20 protein-coding genes are annotated in these 17617 nt (G+C 72.5%); 19 read left to right on the top strand and 1 reads right to left on the bottom strand.

Going from position 1 to position 17617, the window contains the following annotated elements; all coding sequences use genetic code 11:
* Positions 1-240 precede the first annotated feature (240 nt).
* The 16 genes from AB0G02_RS03270 (at position 241) to AB0G02_RS03195 (ending at position 12996) form a co-directional block, all read left to right on the top strand.
* Entirely contained in the window at positions 241-978 is a 738-nt protein-coding gene (locus tag AB0G02_RS03270; protein WP_360788588.1) for a redox-sensing transcriptional repressor Rex, read from the top strand.
* Between the two features lie 37 nt (positions 979-1015).
* Positions 1016-2338: a glutamyl-tRNA reductase gene (locus AB0G02_RS03265; RefSeq protein ID WP_360788576.1), complete on the top strand. Its 1323-nt coding sequence runs from the start codon at positions 1016-1018 to the stop codon at positions 2336-2338.
* The gene (gene hemC / locus AB0G02_RS03260) at positions 2335-3288 is read left to right on the top strand and encodes a hydroxymethylbilane synthase (protein WP_360788573.1); all 954 of its coding nucleotides are present in this window, start codon (positions 2335-2337) and stop codon (positions 3286-3288) included. The genes AB0G02_RS03265 and hemC overlap by 4 nt, the downstream gene beginning before the upstream one ends.
* 14 nt (positions 3289-3302) lie before the next feature.
* Positions 3303-4835, top strand: a complete 1533-nt coding sequence (locus AB0G02_RS03255; RefSeq protein ID WP_360788571.1) for a bifunctional uroporphyrinogen-III C-methyltransferase/uroporphyrinogen-III synthase — start codon at positions 3303-3305, stop codon at positions 4833-4835.
* A gap of 393 nt (positions 4836-5228) precedes the next feature.
* Complete coding sequence (gene hemB, locus AB0G02_RS03250; RefSeq protein WP_360788568.1) at positions 5229-6206, top strand: porphobilinogen synthase; 978 nt, start codon at positions 5229-5231, stop codon at positions 6204-6206.
* Positions 6203-6754, top strand: coding sequence for a hypothetical protein (locus AB0G02_RS03245; RefSeq protein ID WP_360788565.1), 552 nt, complete (start codon positions 6203-6205; stop codon positions 6752-6754). Before hemB ends, AB0G02_RS03245 begins: the two co-directional genes overlap by 4 nt.
* Before the next feature lie 43 nt (positions 6755-6797).
* On the top strand, positions 6798-7328 hold the full coding sequence (locus AB0G02_RS03240; RefSeq protein ID WP_360788562.1) for a hypothetical protein: 531 nt from the start codon (positions 6798-6800) through the stop codon (positions 7326-7328).
* Between the two features lie 77 nt (positions 7329-7405).
* Positions 7406-7945, top strand: coding sequence for a hypothetical protein (locus AB0G02_RS03235; protein ID WP_360788559.1), 540 nt, complete (start codon positions 7406-7408; stop codon positions 7943-7945).
* Positions 7942-8367 carry a hypothetical protein gene (locus tag AB0G02_RS03230; protein ID WP_360788556.1) on the top strand — a complete coding sequence of 142 codons (426 nt, stop codon included), beginning with the start codon at positions 7942-7944 and terminating at the stop codon, positions 8365-8367. The genes AB0G02_RS03235 and AB0G02_RS03230 overlap by 4 nt, the downstream gene beginning before the upstream one ends.
* A 16-nt stretch (positions 8368-8383) precedes the next feature.
* Entirely contained in the window at positions 8384-8992 is a 609-nt protein-coding gene (locus AB0G02_RS03225; protein ID WP_360788553.1) for a hypothetical protein, read from the top strand.
* A complete protein-coding gene (locus AB0G02_RS03220) occupies positions 8989-9642 on the top strand; it encodes a hypothetical protein (RefSeq protein WP_360788551.1) in 654 nt (217 codons plus the stop codon). Before AB0G02_RS03225 ends, AB0G02_RS03220 begins: the two co-directional genes overlap by 4 nt.
* A gap of 2 nt (positions 9643-9644) precedes the next feature.
* Positions 9645-10097: a hypothetical protein gene (locus AB0G02_RS03215; RefSeq protein WP_360788548.1), complete on the top strand. Its 453-nt coding sequence runs from the start codon at positions 9645-9647 to the stop codon at positions 10095-10097.
* A complete protein-coding gene (locus tag AB0G02_RS03210; RefSeq protein ID WP_360788546.1) occupies positions 10090-10482 on the top strand; it encodes a hypothetical protein in 393 nt (130 codons plus the stop codon). The genes AB0G02_RS03215 and AB0G02_RS03210 overlap by 8 nt, the downstream gene beginning before the upstream one ends.
* A gap of 11 nt (positions 10483-10493) precedes the next feature.
* Entirely contained in the window at positions 10494-11783 is a 1290-nt protein-coding gene (gene hemL / locus AB0G02_RS03205; RefSeq protein WP_360788544.1) for a glutamate-1-semialdehyde 2,1-aminomutase, read from the top strand.
* Positions 11784-11800: 17 nt separating this feature from the next.
* Complete coding sequence (locus tag AB0G02_RS03200; RefSeq protein WP_360788585.1) at positions 11801-12409, top strand: histidine phosphatase family protein; 609 nt, start codon at positions 11801-11803, stop codon at positions 12407-12409.
* Positions 12406-12996, top strand: coding sequence for a TlpA disulfide reductase family protein (locus AB0G02_RS03195; RefSeq protein ID WP_360788541.1), 591 nt, complete (start codon positions 12406-12408; stop codon positions 12994-12996). The genes AB0G02_RS03200 and AB0G02_RS03195 overlap by 4 nt, the downstream gene beginning before the upstream one ends.
* Before the next feature lie 91 nt (positions 12997-13087).
* Here the strand turns inward: AB0G02_RS03195 and AB0G02_RS03190 are convergent, their stop codons facing one another.
* Positions 13088-14098: a M64 family metallopeptidase gene (locus AB0G02_RS03190; RefSeq protein WP_360788538.1), complete on the bottom strand. Its 1011-nt coding sequence runs from the start codon at positions 14096-14098 to the stop codon at positions 13088-13090.
* A 204-nt stretch (positions 14099-14302) separates the two neighbouring features.
* Between AB0G02_RS03190 and AB0G02_RS03185 the strand changes: the two genes are divergently transcribed.
* From AB0G02_RS03185 to ccsB, 3 genes are read left to right on the top strand one after another with little or no spacing between them, the layout of a single operon-like run.
* Entirely contained in the window at positions 14303-15079 is a 777-nt protein-coding gene (locus AB0G02_RS03185; protein ID WP_360788535.1) for a cytochrome c biogenesis CcdA family protein, read from the top strand.
* 50 nt (positions 15080-15129) lie between these two features.
* Positions 15130-16659: a cytochrome c biogenesis protein ResB gene (locus AB0G02_RS03180; protein WP_360788582.1), complete on the top strand. Its 1530-nt coding sequence runs from the start codon at positions 15130-15132 to the stop codon at positions 16657-16659.
* Positions 16659-17609, top strand: a complete 951-nt coding sequence (ccsB, locus tag AB0G02_RS03175; RefSeq protein ID WP_360788532.1) for a c-type cytochrome biogenesis protein CcsB — start codon at positions 16659-16661, stop codon at positions 17607-17609. Before AB0G02_RS03180 ends, ccsB begins: the two co-directional genes overlap by 1 nt.
* Positions 17610-17617: the final 8 nt, after the last annotated feature.

The following is a 17617-nucleotide window of genomic DNA, read 5'->3' as shown; positions in this document are numbered from 1 at the left end:
GGGGGGCGGCGGATCGCGCACCCCCCCCCGCTTTTCCCCCGTTCGTGTGCCGCGCCCGCTTATCCACGGGTGGTCGCGGCTCACTTGTCCGGGTAGGGCCTCCGTCACCGACTTTGTGCAAGCGTTCACAAGCGGTACGGTGGGTGCATCACTCCGCTGGTGGCGATACCCGGCGGGTCAGTGCGACGGACGTCGAGGAGTTCCAGCGTGGCGGCTCAGCGGGGCGAGGGTGACGGTGTCGTGACCCGCCCGGGGGAGACCCGTGCCGACGCGCCCGCCGACGTCCGGGAGCGGGCACGCGCGATCCCCGAGGCGGCGGTGGCGCGGCTCGCGGTCTACCTCCGGGTCCTCTCGGGCATGGTCGAGCAGGGCGTGACGACCATTTCCAGCGAGGAGCTCGCGGGCGCGGCCGGGGTCAACTCGGCGAAGCTCCGCAAGGACCTGTCCTACATCGGCTCGTACGGCACCCGCGGCGTCGGCTACGACGTCGAGGTGCTCGTGAGCCACATCGAGCGGATCCTCGGGCTGACCCGCAAGCACTCCGTCGCGGTCGTCGGGATCGGTAATCTTGGTCACGCGCTGGCCAACTACGGCGGCTTCCCCAGCCGCGGCTTCCCGGTCGCCGCGCTGTTCGACATCGACCCGGACCTCACGGGAGTGCCGGTAGGTGGCATACCTGTCAACCACATCGACGACATCACGTCCGTCTGCAGCGAGCGCGAGGTCTCGATCGGGGTCATCGCGACGCCGCCGCAGGCAGCTCAGGCCGTCTGCGACCGTTTGGTATCCGCCGGAGTCCAGTGCATCCTGAACTTCGCACCCGTCGTGCTCCAAGTGCCGGACTACGTCGAAGTGCGCAAGGTCGACCTGGCGGTCGAGATGCAGATCCTGTCGTTCCACGTCGCGCGGCGGGCTGACGAGGCCGCCGGTGACGTGGTCAACGGCATCGGTGTGGACGGGGTGGTGATTCGCCCGTGATCGTGCGGGTTGTGAGCCGGTCGGTGGTGACGGCGGCATGAGCGTGCTCGTCGTCGGTCTGTCCCACCGGACCACCCCGGTCCCCGTGCTGGAGCGCGTCGCGGTGGCCGACACCGACCGCGGCAAGGTCCTCGACCAGCTGCTGCAGGCGCCGAGCGTGTCCGAGGCCGTGCTGCTGTCGACCTGCAACCGGGTCGAGGTGTACGCGGTCGTCGAGACCTTCCACGGCGGCATGAACGAGGTCGTCGAGGTGCTGGCCCGGCAGGCGGGCGCCGAACCCGCCGACCTGTTCGAGCACCTCTACGTGCACTACTCCGCCGCCGCCGTCGAACACCTGTTCTCGGTCGCGGGCGGCCTGGACTCGATGGTCGTCGGCGAGGCCCAGATCCTCGGCCAGCTGCGCACCGCCTACAACGCCGCCGACGAGCAGGGCGTGGTCGGCCGCACGCTGCACGAGCTGGTCCAGCAGGCGCTGCGGGTCGGCAAGCGCGTGCACACCGACACCGACATCGACCACGCCGGCGCGTCCGTCGTCTCCGAGGCCCTGGCCGACGCCGCGACCGCCCTCGGCGGCCTCGACGGCCGCAGGGCGCTGATCGTGGGCGCCGGCTCGATGGGCGGCCTGGCCGCCGCCCACCTGCGCCGCGCCGGCATCGGTGAGGTCGTCATCGCCAACCGCACGGCCGCCAACGGCGAACGCCTGGCCGCGGCCCTGCGCGCGGACGGCGTGCGCGCCACCTCGACCGGCCTGGCCACCCTGGCCGACGAGATCGCCCGCGCCGACGTGCTGTTCGCCTGCACCGGCTCCGTCGGCACGGTCGTCGGCGCCGAGCACATCGGGGACCGCGCCCCCGACCGGCCGCTGGTCGTCTGCGACCTCGGCCTGCCCAAGGACGTCGACCCCGCCGCGACGCTGCTCGACGGCGTCCGCGTGGTCGACCTGGAGACCCTCCAGCGCAGGCTGTCCGACGCCCCGACCGGGCAGGGCACGCTGCGCGCGGCGGAGATCGTGGCCGAGGAGGTCCGCGCCTACCTGGCCGGGCAGCGCTCGGCCGGGGTCACGCCCACCGTGACGGCACTGCGCAAGCGCGCCGCCGAGGTCGTCGACGCCGAGCTGCTGCGACTGGACTCGCGGCTGCCAGAGCTCGACGGCGCGGTGCGCGACGAGCTGGCCAAGACCGTGCGCCGGGTGGTGGACAAGCTCCTGCACACCCCCACCGTGCGGGTGAAGGAGCTGGCCGCGGCCCCCGGTGGCGCCGGCTACGCCGAGGCGCTGCGCGAGCTGTTCGGGCTCGACCCGCAGGCGCCGTCCGCCGTCAGCACCCCCCATTCGACGCAACCCAAAGGTGAGAAGCGGTGAACCGCACCCTGAGGATCGGCACCCGCGGCAGCGCCCTCGCGCTCGCGCAGACCGGCCACGTGGCCGACGCGCTGCGCGAAGCGGGCGCTGACGTGGAGATCGTCACGATCTCCACCCCCGGAGACCGCTCGTCCGCACCCATCGCCGAGATCGGCATCGGGGTGTTCACCTCGGCGCTGCGCGACGCGCTCGCGAACGGCGAGATCGACGTCGCCGTGCACTCCTACAAGGACCTGCCCACGGCGCGCGACCCGCGCCTGTCGCTGGCCGCCGTCCCGCCCCGCGAGGACCCGCGCGACGCGCTGGTCGCCCGCGACGGCCTGACCCTGGGCGAGCTGCCCGCCGGCTCGAAGGTGGGCACCGGCTCGCCGCGCCGCGCCGCGCAGCTCAACGCGCTCGGACTGGGCATCGAGGTGGTCGCCCTGCGCGGCAACGTCGACACCCGGATCCGCAAGGTCGCGGACGGCGAACTGGACGCCGTCGTGCTCGCCCGCGCCGGCATCGCCCGCCTCGGCCGAGCGGCCGAGATCACCGAGACCTTGGAGCCCATCCAGATGCTCCCCGCGCCCGCACAGGGCGCCCTCGCAGTGGAGTGCAGGGTCGACGACGTCGACACCGAGCACCTCCTCCAGTCCACTCTGGACGATTCGGCCAGCAGGGCCGCTGTGACTGCCGAGCGGGCCCTCCTGGCCGCGCTCGAAGCAGGCTGCAGCGCGCCGGTCGGCGCGCTGGCCGATGTGGTGGAAGACCTCGCCGAGGACGCGGACGGGGCGACCCGAGTCGTCCTCCGCCTGTCCTTGCGCGGGGTCATGGCGACGGAGGACGGCGACCTCCTCCGTGCGTCCGCCACCGGTGACTTGACCGCAGCAGAGGAACTCGGCCGCGCGCTGGCCGCCGAGTTGCTCGACCTCTCCGGCCACGCCACCGCGTCGCCGGCGGGGCGTAGTTGATGGGGAGTGCCCTGATGACCCGCGCACGCAAGACCCCCGGCCGAGTCGCGTTCGTCGGCTCAGGTCCGGGCGACACCGGGCTGCTCACGGTCCGGGCCCGCGACCTGCTCCACAAGGCGGAGCTCGTGGTCACGGACCCGGACGTCCCGGCCGAGGTGGTGGCGCTGGTACCCGACGGCGTCGAGGTGCGACCCGCCGTGGGCGATCCCGCCGACGTCGCGAAGGACCTGGTCGCCGAGGCGAAGAACGGCCACGCCGTCGTCCGCCTGGTAGCCGGCGACCCGCTGACCCTGGACTCCGTGGTGAAGGAGGCCCAGGCCGTCTCCAAGACCACGATCGCCTTCGACGTGGTGCCCGGCGTCCCCGCCGGCACCGCCGTGCCCGCCTACGCGGGTGTCGCGCTGGGCGCCGTCCACACCGAGGCCGACGTCCGCGGTGCGGTGGACTGGTCCGGTCTGGCCTCGGCACCCGGCACGCTGGTGCTGCACGCCACCGGCGGCCACCTGGCGGAAGCCGCCTCCTCCCTCGTGGAGAACGGCCTCGCCCCGCAGACCCCGGTGGCCGTGACCTGCGACGGCACCGGCTTCGGCCAGCGCACCGTCGACACGACCCTGGCCTCCCTCGCCGCCGACGCGGGCGACCTGGGCGGACCTCTGGTCGTCACCGTCGGCGCCGCCGTCGCCGGCCGCCCGAAGCTCTCCTGGTGGGAGTCGCGGGCCCTCTACGGCTGGCGCGTCCTCGTCCCGCGCACCAAGGAGCAGGCGGGCGCGATGAGCGACCGGCTGCACTCCCACGGCGCGATCCCGGTCGAGGTCCCGACCATCTCCGTCGAGCCGCCGCGCAGCCCGGCCCAGATGGAGCGCTCGGTGAAGGGCCTGGTCGACGGCCGCTACCAGTGGGTCGTCTTCACCTCGACCAACGCCGTCCGCGCGGTCTGGGAGAAGTTCCGCGAGTTCGGCCTGGACGCCCGCGCGTTCTCCGGCGTGAAGATCGCCTGCGTCGGTGAGTCGACCGCGGCCAAGGTCCGCAGCTTCGGCATCATCCCCGAGCTGGTCCCGTCCGGTGAGCAGTCCTCCGAGGGCCTCCTCGCGGACTTCCCGCCGTACGACGACATCCTGGACCCGGTCGACCGGGTCCTCCTGCCGCGCGCCGACATCGCCACCGAAACCCTGGCGGCCGGCCTGCGCGACCGGGGCTGGGAGATCGACGACGTGACGGCCTACCGCACCGTCCGCGCCGCCCCGCCGCCCGCGGACACCCGCGAGATGATCAAGTCGGGCGGCTTCGACGCCGTCTGCTTCACCTCGTCCTCCACGGTCCGCAACCTGGTCGGCATCGCGGGCAAGCCCCACGCCCGCACCCTGGTCGCCTGCATCGGTCCGCAGACGGCGGAAACGGCGAGGGAGTTCGGCCTGCGCGTCGACGTCCAGCCGGAGGACGCCAACGTCCCCGCGCTGGTGGACGCCCTGGCCCAGCACGCCGCCCGCCTGCGAGCGGAAGGCGCCCTCCCACCCCCGCGCAAGACCAAGCGCCTCCGTAGGTCCTGACGAACCACTCGCCGCTGCGGCCCCCGGACTTCGACGGACCCACGTCCTCGAACCCGACGGGCCCGCAACGGCCCCACCGAGGCCCGATTTGACATGGGTTCGAGTGCCATAGGCTGGTCGGAGCCGGCAGGCTTGGCGGGACGCTCTTCCCCGCCGGGCCTGCCGGCTGCGGCCTGCCTGGGGTGCTCGTACGGGCCCCATGTCAAATCGGGCCGGTCCTGACCAGGTCGCACCGGGAAGCACGTCAAACCAGGCGTACCCCGACCCGCAGCACCCCTTGCGCATACCGAACCACGGGGCACCGACAAAACAGCACCACCCACACCCCCGGCCCCCCGGACCCCACGAACCACAGGGCACCGACAAGCAGACCGACCTCAGGGAAGTGCCGCAGTGTTCCCAGCTCACCGCCCCCGCCGCCTGCGCACCACGCCGGCCATGCGCCGCCTGGTCAGCGAGACCACCGTGCGCCCGCGCCAGCTGGTGCTGCCCATGTTCGTCAAGGAAGGCGCCGACGCGCCGATCGAGATCAAGAGCATGCCCGGCGTCGTCCAGCACACCCGCGAGTCGCTGCGCAAAGCCGCCGTGGAAGCCGTGCAGGCCGGTGTCGGCGGGATCATGCTGTTCGGCGTTCCCGCCGAGCGGGACGCGGTCGGCTCCGGCGCCACCGACCCGGACGGCATCCTCAACGCCGCCCTGCGCGACCTCCGCCACGAGCTCGGCGACGCCACCGTCCTGATGTCGGACTGCTGCCTGGACGAGTTCACCGACCACGGGCACTGCGGCGTGCTCAGCCCCGACGGCACCGTCGACAACGACGCCACGCTGGAGGTCTACGGCGAGATGGCCGTGGCCCAGGCGCAGGCCGGCGCCCACGTGGTCGGGCCCAGCGGCATGATGGACGGCCAGATCGGGTTCATCCGCGCCGCCCTCGACGAGGCGGGCCTCACCGACACCGGCGTCCTCGCCTACAGCGCCAAGTACGCCTCCGCCCTCTACGGGCCGTTCCGCGAAGCGGTCGAGTCCCAGCTCCGGGGCGACCGCAAGACCTACCAGCAGGACCCGGCCAACGCCCGCGAAGCGCTCCGCGAGGTCGCGCTCGACCTCGCGGAGGGCGCCGACATGGTGATGGTCAAGCCCGCCCTGCCGTACCTGGACGTGGTCAAGGCCGTGGCCGAGGTGGCCGACGTGCCGGTGGCCGCGTACCAGATCTCCGGCGAGTACGCGATGGTCGAGGCCGCCGCCCGCAACGGCTGGATCGAGCGCGAGCGGACCGTGCTGGAGACGCTGACGTCGATCCGCCGGGCCGGCGCGGACATCGTGCTCACCTACTGGGCGGTCGAGGCCGCGGGCTGGCTGGACCGGGGATGAGCAGCCCACGGCCCGTCGCCCGCCCCAAGCCGCCCCGACCCACCCCGCCGAAGCTCGTCGACCTGGCCCGGTGGCTGTTCATCGCCAGCGCGGTGATCGGCATGGGCCGCTTCCTGTTCCAGCTGTCCGACCGCGAGATGCTGATCCGCGAGCTGCGCGCGCAGCAACCGGGCCTCGGCCAGGACGAGCTGGACGCGGCCGCCACCGGCGGCATCGTGTTCGGCCTCCTGCTGGCGGCCGGCCTGGTGCTCGTCTACACCCTCCTGGCGAACCGGATGGCGTCCGGGCGGAACTGGGCGCGGATCCTGCTGACCGTGCTCGCCGGCGCCGGGATCTTCTTCGGCGTGGTCCGGCTGATCGCGGCGGCCTCCGGCTTCGCGGCGGCGTTCGGCCTGGTGGTGAGCGGTGTCGACCTGGCGTTCGGCGTGGTCACGATGCTGGTCGACGCGGTGGCCGTGGCGCTGGTGTACCAGCCATCAGTTTCCGGGTACTTCAGATCAGTGCGCTCGGTCAGTGCGGATCAACCACCCGTAGCTAACGGGTTGTGATTTCCGGTCGACTGCGCACCCCATCACTCCTACGGTCCTCCGCATGACCACTCCGAACGACCCTTACAACCAGCAGCCCGGTTACCCGCCGCAGGCCCCGCCGCTGAGCGAGAGCGAGCTGCGCCGGCCCGAGCGCCCGAAGTCCGTCGACACCGCGTACCTGCTGTGGCTGATCTCGGCGGGCATCGGCATCGTGGCGAACCTCATCGGTTTCGCCACCGCCAGTGCCGTGGCGCGGGAGACGCTGGCGGCGATGAACGTCGACGCGTCCGCGACGTCGATCCAGCCGGGCTACGGCTCGCTGATCTTCAGCCTCGTCCTGTCCGTGCTGTGGATCCTGGTCGTCATGCAGATGCGGAAGGGCGCCAACTGGGCCCGCATCGTGCTGACCGTGCTGGGCGTCATCTCGGTCATCGGCGGACTGCTCGGCCTGCTGGCCATCGGCATCCTGTTCTCCGTCGGCTTCCTGGGCGCGATCCAGGCGCTGCTCGGCCTGGCGCAGCTCGCGATCACCATCGCCGCCATCGTGTTCATGTTCAAGTCCGACTCGAACCGCTACTTCAAGGCCAACTGACCACGAGGTCACAGGTGTGCTGTCCGCTGCCTGTCGCGGTGGACAGCACGCCTCGGGCGGCCCTAGCGTTTGCAGGCGTGACGACCCCACAGGACCCCGAGTACCGGCCTCCGCAGCAGCCCTACACCCCGGCTCCGCCGCCGCTGAGCGAGTCCGAGCTGGCGGGCTACCCCGGGCAGGCGGCTCCCTCCGTGCCCGAGCCGAAGGAAGTGCGCCTGTCGTTCTTCCTGTGGATCGCGGGCGCGGTGCTGCTCCTCGTCTCCGCGATCCTGGTGATCACCCAGCGGGACGTGGCGATCCAGGAAGCCCGCAAGACCAACACCGCCGGTGTCACGCCCGACCAGCTGGAATCCGCGGTCACCGCGGTCCTGTGGGGCCTCGTGGTCGTCGGCGTGGTGCTGGCCGCGCTGATGGCGCTGTTCGCGGTCAAGGCCCGCGCCGGCCGCAACTGGGCGCGGATCGCGCTGACCGTGCTGGGCGTGATCGTGGCCCTCTACCACCTGATCGGGTTCTCGCTGCTCGGGCTGCTCATCGTGCTGGTCGTGGTCGCCGCCGTGGTGACGATGTACCTGCCCGCCTCGAAGGCCTACTTCGACTCGGTCAAACGAGCCGGATGACCGAGCAGTCGCCCGCAGCCGCACGCGCGGCCGTGCCCCCGGTCGTGCGCGGCGCGGTCGCGGTGTGGTTCGCCCTCGGCGCGTTCCTGCTGCTGGAGAACGGCGTGCTGTGGCTGCGCCGGGCGGAGTTCGAGCAGGCCGCGAGCCGGGCCGGTGACGACCCGGGCACCATCGTCGGGTTGCTGGCGAAGCTGACCGTCGTCGCCGTGGGCTTCGCGATCGGCTACGGCCTGTTCGGGTGGTTGCTGCGGCGGGGCATGCGGTGGGCCCGCGGCGTGCTCACCGCGGTGGCCGTGCTGCACGTGCTGTGGATCGTCCTGCCGGGCGCCAGCGCGGCGAACGTGGTGACGTTGCTGCTCATCGCCGTCGGTTTGGCGTTCACCTGGCTCCCCGGTACGGCACAGTGGGTGAAGCAGCACTGAACCCCGCGGAGAGCCCATGTCCGAACCGGACCCGTTCGCCTCGCCCTACCACCGGGTAGACCTGCCGGGTCAGGCCGGCGCACCCCTGCCGCCCGGCTACGCCCTGCCCGCCCCGATGCCGGCGGTCGGCCCGCAGGAGCTCCCACCGGCCCGACCGGTCACGAGCACCGCCGCGTTCTGGTGCTGGGTCGCCGGCGCGGTGCTCACCGTGCTCGTCCTGCCCGGCCTGGTCTACTCCGGTGTCGACGTGCTGACCGACGAGCTGCTGCGCGACCCGTCGACCGGCAACGACCCGATGGGCAGGGGCGAGGCGGAGCTGGTCGCGCGGCTGACCCCGGTCTTCGTCGGGTTCGGGCTCGGGGTGCTGTCCGTGCCCTACCTGATCGCCGCGTTCAAGCTCCGCTCCGGTCGCCGGTGGGCGCGCGTCGTGCTCACCGCGCTCGCCCCGATCAGCCTGCTGTTCGGGTTCCTCATGCTGCTGGCGTTCGCGTCCGGGCGGGTGCGCTACGTGCACTGGAGCCTCGGCGTGGCGTGGTCGGTGGTCTTCCTCGGGGTCTGCGCGCTCGGCGTCGTGACGATGTACCTGCCCGCGTCGAACGCCTACACGAGAGCGGTGACGAGATGACGCAGCCGCCGTTCGACCCGTACCGGCCGAACCCGGACCAGCCCCACCCCGGCCGGCCCTACCCAGCTCAGCCCTACCCGGCTCAGCCCTATACCGCGCAGCCGTACCCGGCCCAGCCCTACACCGCGCAGCCGTACCCGGCCCAGCCCTACGGCCCTTCCACCCCTGGTCAGCCCTACGCCGCCCAGCCGTACCCCGGCCACCCCCACGGCAACGGGATGCGCGGCATCGACCAGTTCACCACCGCCCGCCACCGCCCCACCGCCGTCGTCGCGGCCTTCGCGCTGTGGCTGCTCACCGCCCTGTCCTGGCCGGTCGGCTCCCTCGTCCGGACCCTGGCCGAGGACGAACCGCTCGGCGCGTTCGGGTCGGTCATGGGCCTGTTCGCCTCCTCGTGCCTGGGCATCGCCGCCGTGTGGGGCGCGGTGCTGCTGCTGCGCGGCAGCTACCAGGCTCGGCTCGGCCTGTGCGGCGGCGCGCTGGTGATCGGCATCCTCGCGCTCGCCGCCGCGATCATCGCGGCCCGCGACGGTGACGTCGAACCGCTGTCGTGGGTGGTGATCGTGCTGCGGCTGGTGCTCCCCGCGGCGGCCGCGGTGTGCGGCTTCCTGCCGGGCACCCGGCAGTACTTCTCGGGCAGCGCCGGGTAGCGGTGGACCAGCCCACGCTGTACGCCGAGCCCGGCGCGTCCTGGTGGCCGCTGCTGTGGGGACCGGTGTTCGCCCTCCTCGGCCTCGGCGTCGAGGCGCTGACCGGCCCGACCCGGCCGCTGTTGTGGCTGGTCGTGGCGTTGCTGCTGCTCCTGCCCACGATGCTCTGGGTGCAGGGCAGGCGGCGCGTCTACGAGGTCCGCCTCACGCCCGTCGCGCTGCACCAGGGCCGGGAGGAGCTGCCGATCCGGGACGTCGCGGCGGTCGAGGACGTCGAACCGCGGGCCGGCGCGAAGGTGCTCGGCGGCGGCTGGACCCTGCCCAGGGGCACCGAGGCGGTGCCGATCGCGCTCTCCGACGGCACGGTCGTGACGGGCTGGGCGCGGGACGCCGACGCGTTGCGCGCCGGGATGGCGAAACTGCTGGCCGCACGAGGCGGGAGCGCCGATGCGTGAGAAGCTGACCGGCGTGACAGCGGCCACGACCGACACCGAGTCCGCGCCCGACCCGGAGCCCGACCACGAGCCGGGCGGCGCCACGCCCGCGCTGCACCAGCCCAAGCGCGCGCTCATCGCGGTGGGCGAGGTGGTGCTCATCGCGCTGCTCGTGCCGGCTGCCGCCTGGTGCTGGAACCGGGGTGTCCTGCACTACAGCTACCCCCTGCCCGACCACGCGCCGCTGGAGTCCACCCGGCTGCACGGCAACTGGATCGGCGCGTCCGTCGGCCTGGTCACCGTGGCCGGCGTGCTGCTGCTCGACGCCGTGCGCCAAACCGTGCTCGCCGTGCGCACCCGCGGCCGGGACCGTGGTCGGGAGCAGGTCGAAGAACCCGACGTGTGAGACTGGACCCCGTGACAGCGACGCGATCCCAGGCACTGTTCGAGCGCGCGGCGGCGGTGATCCCCGGTGGCGTGAACTCCCCGGTCCGGGCCTTCCACTCGGTCGGCGGCACGCCCAGGTTCATGGTCCGCGGCGAGGGTCCGCACCTGTGGGACGCCGACGGCAACCGGTACGTCGACCTGGTGTCCTCGTGGGGTCCGATGATCCTCGGGCACGCCCACCCGGACGTCGTGCGCGCCGTCCGCGACGCCGCCGTGCACGGCCTGTCCTTCGGCACGCCCACCGAGGGCGAGATCGAGCTGGCCGAGGAGATCATCGACCGGGTCGCCCCCGTGCACCAGGTCCGGCTGGTCAACTCCGGCACCGAGGCCACCATGAGCGCGATCCGGCTGGCCCGCGGCTTCACCGGCCGCCGCAAGGTCGTGAAGTTCGCCGGCTGCTACCACGGCCACGTCGACGCGCTGCTCGCCCAGGCCGGCTCCGGGGTGGCCACGCTGGGCCTGCCCACGTCGCCGGGCGTCACCGGCGCGCAGGCCGCGGACACCCTCGTGCTGCCGTACAACGACGTCGAAGCGGTCCGGCGGGCCTTCGCCGAGAACCCCGACGAGATCGCCTGCGTGATCACCGAGGCCGCGGCGGGCAACATGGGCGCGATCGCGCCCCGGCACAACGCCGAGCTCAAGGAGCTCTGCCGCGCCAACGGCGCACTGCTGATCATGGACGAGGTCATGACCGGCTTCCGCGTGTCCCGCGCCGGCTGGTACGGCCTGGAGAACGTCGAGGGCGACCTCTACACGTTCGGCAAGGTCATGTCCGGCGGACTGCCCGCGGCGGCGTTCGGCGGCCGCACCGACGTGATGTCGAAGCTCGCCCCCGCCGGCCCCGTCTACCAGGCGGGCACGCTGTCCGGTAACCCCGTCGCCGTGGCGGCGGGCCTGGCCACGCTGCGCGCCGCCACCGACGACGTCTACCGCGCCCTGGACGCCAACGCCACGCGCCTGGGCGCGCTGTTCGACGCCGCCCTCACCGAAGCCGGCGTGGAGCACCGCGTCCAGTTCGCCGGCAACCTGGTCAGCGTGTTCTTCACCGACAGCGAGGTCACCGACTACGCGGGCGCGCAGGCCGCCGAGACGTGGCGCTTCCCGCCGTTCTTCCACGCCCTGCTCGAACGCGGCGTCTACCCGCCGCCGAGCGCCTACGAGGCGTGGTTCGTCAACGCGGCCATGACCGACGAGGACTTCGACGTCATCGCGGCCGCCCTGCCGCACGCCGCCCGTGCCGCCGCGGAGGCCACCAAGTGACCAGGACCGTCATCCACATGCTCCGGCACGGCGAGGTGCACAACCCGACGGGCATCCTCTACGGCCGCCTGCCGGGCTTCAAGCTGTCCGAGCGCGGTCAGAGGCAGGCGCTGACCGTGGCCGAGCACCTGGCCGACCACGACATCGTGCACGTCGTGGCCTCCCCGCTGGACCGGGCGCAGCAGACCGCGGCCCCGATCGCGGACTCCCACCGGCTCGAACTGGCCACCGACGAGCGGCTGATCGAGGCCGACAACCGGTTCGAGGGGCTGAAGGTCGCGGTGGGCGACGGCGCGCTGCGCTCGCCCAAGCACTGGCCGAAGCTGGTCAACCCGTTCGTGCCGTCGTGGGGCGAGCCGTACCTGGCGATCGCGCACCGCATGCTCGGCGCCGTGCAGCGGGCCCGCGCGGCGGCCGAGGGCCACGAGGCCGTGTGCGTGTCGCACCAGCTCCCGATCTGGACGCTGCGGCGGTTCCTGGAGGGCAAGCGGATGTGGCACGACCCGCGTCGCCGCGAGTGCTCGCTGGCGTCGCTGACCAGTCTGGTGTTCGAGGGCGAGCAGCTGGTGCGGGTGACCTACACCGAACCGGCCGGTGCGACGAACCCGAGGGTGACCGGAGCATGACGACCCGCTGGGCCCTCACCGCGCTGACGGTGTTGTCGCTGGTCGCGGGCCTCACCGCCTGCTCGACCGGTGACGACGCGGTGGTCGCGGGCGCCGAGTTCCAGCTCGTCGCGCCCAACGGCGAGACGAAGCTGCGCTACGACGGCGACGAGCGCAAGGGCATCAAGGGCCTCACCGGGCCCAGCCTGATGGAGGACGGCAAGACCGTCTCGCTGGACGACTACGCGGGCAAGGTCGTGGTCGTCAACATCTGGGGCGCCTGGTGCCCGCCGTGCCGGACCGAGGCGCCCGAGCTGCAGAAGGTCCAGGACGAGACCGGGCCGCTGGGCGTGCAGGTGCTGGGCGTCGACGTCAAGGAGACCTCGACCGAGTCGCCGCGCGACTTCATCCGCAACCGCGCGCTGAGCTACCCGTCGATCTACGACGAGTCCGGGCGCGCGATGCTGTCGTTCCGCGGGCTGCCGCCGAACACCGTGCCGTCCACGTTCGTGCTGGACAAGCAGCACCGGGTGGCCGCGGCGTTCCTCGGCGGCGTGATCGCGACCGACCTGGTGCCGCTGGTCAAGGACCTCGCCGCCGAGTCCTGAGGACCGCCGCACCCCCGAGACCGCCGCATCTGACGATCACCGTGGTCCTGAGGGCCGTCCCCGGCCCCCAGGACCACCGCGGCTGTGAGGACTACCGCAGGCCCAACGCCCGCCGCAGGTCGGGCGCCTGCTGGAGCTCGGGCACCTTCGCCTTGAACGCGGCGATCATCGCGTCCCGGCCGATGAGGTTGAACTCGCGGCCCAGCGTGCGCATGATCGAGTTGTCCGTCGGCCGGTACAGGCCGTACCGGTAGTACTGGGCGCCCTCGAACGCGCCGACCACGCCGCCGTCCGGCGACGCCTGGCCCAGGTAGGCCGACCACTTCGCGCCGCTCGGGTTCGCCGTCACGTTCGCCTCGGCCGGCTCCGCGCCGGTGTACCGGTCGTACGGGTAGTCGTACTCGTCGGCCAGCCTGCCGATCGAGTGGCCCAGCTCGTGCACCGCGATCTGCCCGGCCTGGTCGTTGCCGCCCGCCGCGGTCGCCACGCCACCGCCCGCGCCGCCGTACTTGGCGGTGTTGCCGAGCGCGATGACCTGGTCGACCTGCGGCGCCAGGGCGGCGAACTGGGTCGCCTTGGTCTGGTTCACGCACAGCAGCCGCTCGGTCTGGGTGTCCCGGCCCTGGCACCAGAAGCCCATGTCCAGGGCCGTGTCGCGGTCCACGCCCAGGCTCGGGTCGTTGTCCACACCGGACTGGTTCGACACGACGTCGACCTGCCACACGTTGAAGTACTGGCGGTAGGAGCGGAACGGCTCCACGGCGGACAGCTCGTTCCACTTGCTCACCACGTGGTCGTGGAAGAGGGGCAGCTCGGCCGACGTGTAGCCGTCACCGACGAAGACCAGGTCGAACCGCTGGTCGGAGGCGCCGGTCTGCTGGATGGGCACCACGTCGGCGGCCACCGCCACCGGAGCGGCCCGCGTCTCCAGGGCCACGGGGACGGGGGTCCGCGAGATGGATCCGTCAGGGGAGAAGACCTCCACCCACTCGACGCCGGACGCGGCGGGCCCGTCGGACTCCGCGGCGTCGCCGGGCAGGGGAGCGGCGACGACCGCGAAGGCGACGGCGAGCACGGGCAGGGTAAGCCGATGAACGCGCATGTTGTCACGCTATGGAGTTGCGTGCTAACCCACAAGGGTCGATGGTCGCAGGTAGGTATTCATTACTTCGGGTATTCACTCGTCGATTCCTGCTCCCCGTCGACGGGCGTGGGGGCCAACCGGGGCAATCCGGCAGTGTGACCTGGGTCGCCCATAAGGGATGCCGGTGCGAGTCGTCAAGGGCGGCTACCTACCCTGGACGGCGTGAACCCGACCGATCTGGCCACCTCCGGCCCGATCCTGCTCGCGACCGGGGTGGCCGTGCTGGCCGGGGCGATCTCGTTCGCCTCGCCGTGCGTGGTCCCGCTGGTCCCGGGTTACCTCGCGTACCTCGCGGGCCTGGTCGGCGCGGAGGCCCCGGCGGTCCAGGAGGGCGAAGCGCCCAAGACCGGCCGGTGGCGCGTGGCCGGCGCGGCGCTGCTGTTCGTGCTCGGCTTCACCGTCGTGTTCGCCCTGACCTCGTTCGTCGTGCTGGGCCTGACCGACCTGTTCTGGTTCCAAGGCGACCTGCTCCAGCGCATCGGCGGCATCGTCACGATCGCCATGGGACTGGTGTTCATCGGCCTGGTCCCCGCCCTCCAGCGCGACGTCCGCGTGCACCGCACCCCGCGCGCCGGCCTAGTCGGCGCACCGCTGCTCGGCGGGGTGTTCGCGCTCGGCTGGACGCCGTGCCTCGGCCCGACGCTGATGGGCGTGATGGCGCTGGCCCGCAGCACCGAGGTCGGCTCGGTCACCGCGCGCGGCGCGGTCCTCGTGCTCGCCTACTGCCTCGGCCTCGGCCTGCCGTTCATCCTCATCGCGCTCGGCGCGCGCTGGGCGGTCCGGACGACCGGCTGGCTGCGCGCGCACGTCCGCCAGGTGCAGGTGTTCGGCGGCGTCCTGCTGATCGCCGTCGGCGTGGCCCTGGTCACCGGGCTGTGGGGCGATTTCGTCGGCTGGCTGCGCGACTCCGTCGTCAACGACCTGAAACTGCCGTTGTAGTGCGCACCGCCCTCGCCTTCCTGCGCAACACGTGGCGCGGCCTGACCGCCATGCGCACCGCGCTGACGCTGCTGTTCCTGCTCGCCCTCGGCGCGATGCCGGGCGCACTGCTGCCGCAGCGGTCGCTCAACGCGCCGAAGGTCGACGACTACATCGCGGACCACGGCTGGTGGGGCCGGCTGCTGGACCGGATGCAGTTCTTCGACGTCTACGCCAGCTTCTGGTTCTCCGCGGTCTACGTGCTGCTGTTCGTCTCCCTGGTCGGCTGCCTGCTGCCGCGCACCTGGGAGTACTTCCGGCAGATGCGGGCCAAGCCGGTGCTCACCCCGCGCAACCTCTCCCGCATGCCGCACCACGCGTCGGCCGACACGACCGCCACACCGCAGGCCGTCGTCGAACGCGCCCGGCGGCGGCTCAGGGGCTGGCGCGCGGTCACCGCCGAGGAGCCGGGCGGCGTCCGCACGATCAGCGCCGAGCGCGGGTACCTGCGGGAGACCGGGAACCTGGTGTTCCACTTCTCCCTGCTGGGCCTGCTGGTCGCGTTCGCGCTGGGCAAGATGTTCGGCTACGAGGGCCAGGTCATCGTGCAGGCCGACGGCGGCCAGTTCTGCAACTCCGGCGTCTACAACTACGACACGTTCCGCCCCGGCCTGCGCGTGGACGGCACGCAGCTCAACCAGTTCTGCGTGCAGGTCGACGACTTCGAGGCCAACTACCTGCACAGCGGCCAGGCGGAGAGCTTCCACGCCGACCTGCGCTACCAGTCCGGCGCGGACCTGGAGACCGACACCTGGCGGCCGTACCCGTTGCAGGTCAACAGTCCCCTGCGCACGGCGGGCGACCGGGTCTACCTCCTCGGCCACGGCTACACGCCGCTGTTCACCGTCACCTTCCCCAACGGCGAGACCCGCACCGGCAGCACCCAGTGGCGCCCGGTCAACCAGGTCACGCTGGCGTCCGAGGGCGCGACGAAGTTCGACCCGCCGAACGTGCCGGACGCCGAGCAGCGCCGCCGCGCCCAGCTCGCGATCACCGGCCTGCTCGCGCCGACCGCCGTCTTCCGGGGCGAGCTGCTGGACTCGGCGTTCCCGGCGGCCAACGACCCGGCAGTGGCCATCGACGTCTACCGCGGCGACCTCGGCACCGACTCCGGTCGCGGGCAGTCCATCTTCTCCATCGACCCGAAGATGGTGCAGGACGGCAAGCTGGAGAAGGTCGCGCGGCAGAACCTCAAGCAGGGCGAGGAGCTGACCCTCGACGACGGCACCGTGATCCGCTTCGACGGCGTCCGCGACTGGGTGTCGTTGCAGGTGTCCCACGACCCCACGCAGGTGTGGGTGCTGGTGTTCGCGGTGCTGGTCATCCTGGGTCTGGGCGTCTCGCTGCGCATCAAGCGCCGCCGCGTGTGGGTGCGGGCGACACCCCAGGAGGACGGGCGTACCGTTGTCGAGGTCGGCGGCCTCGCACGCACTGACCAGGCCGGGTACGGCGAGGAGTTCACGGGGTTGGCCCGCGATCTGGGCGTGACCGGGGACCTGCTCGCCGAGCGTGACCCGCGCGCCGACAAGGAGGAGAGCTGATGCCGGTCAACGCGACCCTGGCGACCTACAGCGACTGGACCTACGGCGCGGCCGTGGCGATCTACTTCTTCGCCGCCGTGCTGTACCTGTGCGAGGCGGCGTTCGCGCGGCCCGCGAAGGCCCGGGAGCGCGAGTTCGCCACCGCGGTCACGGCGGGCGGCACGCAGGCCGACGGCACGTGGACGCCCGGTCTGGTCACCGCGCCGGAGCGCAGGCCCCGCGCCGAACGCCTCGGCCGCATGGGCGTGGCGCTCACCGTCCTCGGCGTCGTCCTCCAGGTCGCTTCACTGGTGCTGCGCGGTCTCGCGACCGAACGCGCGCCGTGGGGCAACATGTACGAGTACGGCTCGCTGCTCACGTTCGCGGCCGTCGTGACGTGGCTGGTGCTGGCCCGCACGTTCCCGATCCGCAGGCTCGGCGGGTTCGTGCTCGTGCCGATCGTGATCCTGATGTTCCTCGGCGGCACCGTCCTCTACGCCGACGCCGCGCCCGTCCAGCCCGCGTTGCAGTCGTACTGGCTCGTGGTGCACGTGTCGGTGATCTCGGTGTCCAGCGGCGTGCTGCTGGTGCCCGGTGTGGCCAGCGTGCTGTTCCTGCTGAAGTCCTCGGGCCGCGCGCGGTTCCACCGGCTGCCCGACGCCGACGTGCTGGACCGGGTCGCCTACCGCAGCACGGTGTTCGCGTTCCCGCTGTTCACCGTCGGCATCATCTGCGGCGCGATCTGGGCCGAGGCCGCGTGGGGCCGGTTCTGGGGCTGGGATCCCAAGGAGACGGTCGCGTTCGTCGCGTGGGTCGTCTACGCGGCGTACCTGCACGCGCGGGCGACGGCCGGCTGGCGCGGTCGCCCCGCCGCGTGGATCAACTCCCTCGGCTTCGCGCTGACCGTGTTCAACCTGTTCTTCATCAACCTCGTAACGACTGGGTTGCACTCGTACGCCGGGGTCGGCTGATCCCGTAG

This window comes from Actinosynnema sp. NPDC023658 (genome assembly GCF_040639995.1).
Lineage (GTDB): Bacteria > Actinomycetota > Actinomycetes > Mycobacteriales > Pseudonocardiaceae > Actinosynnema.
This window is presented reverse-complemented; position numbering and strand designations above follow the sequence as displayed.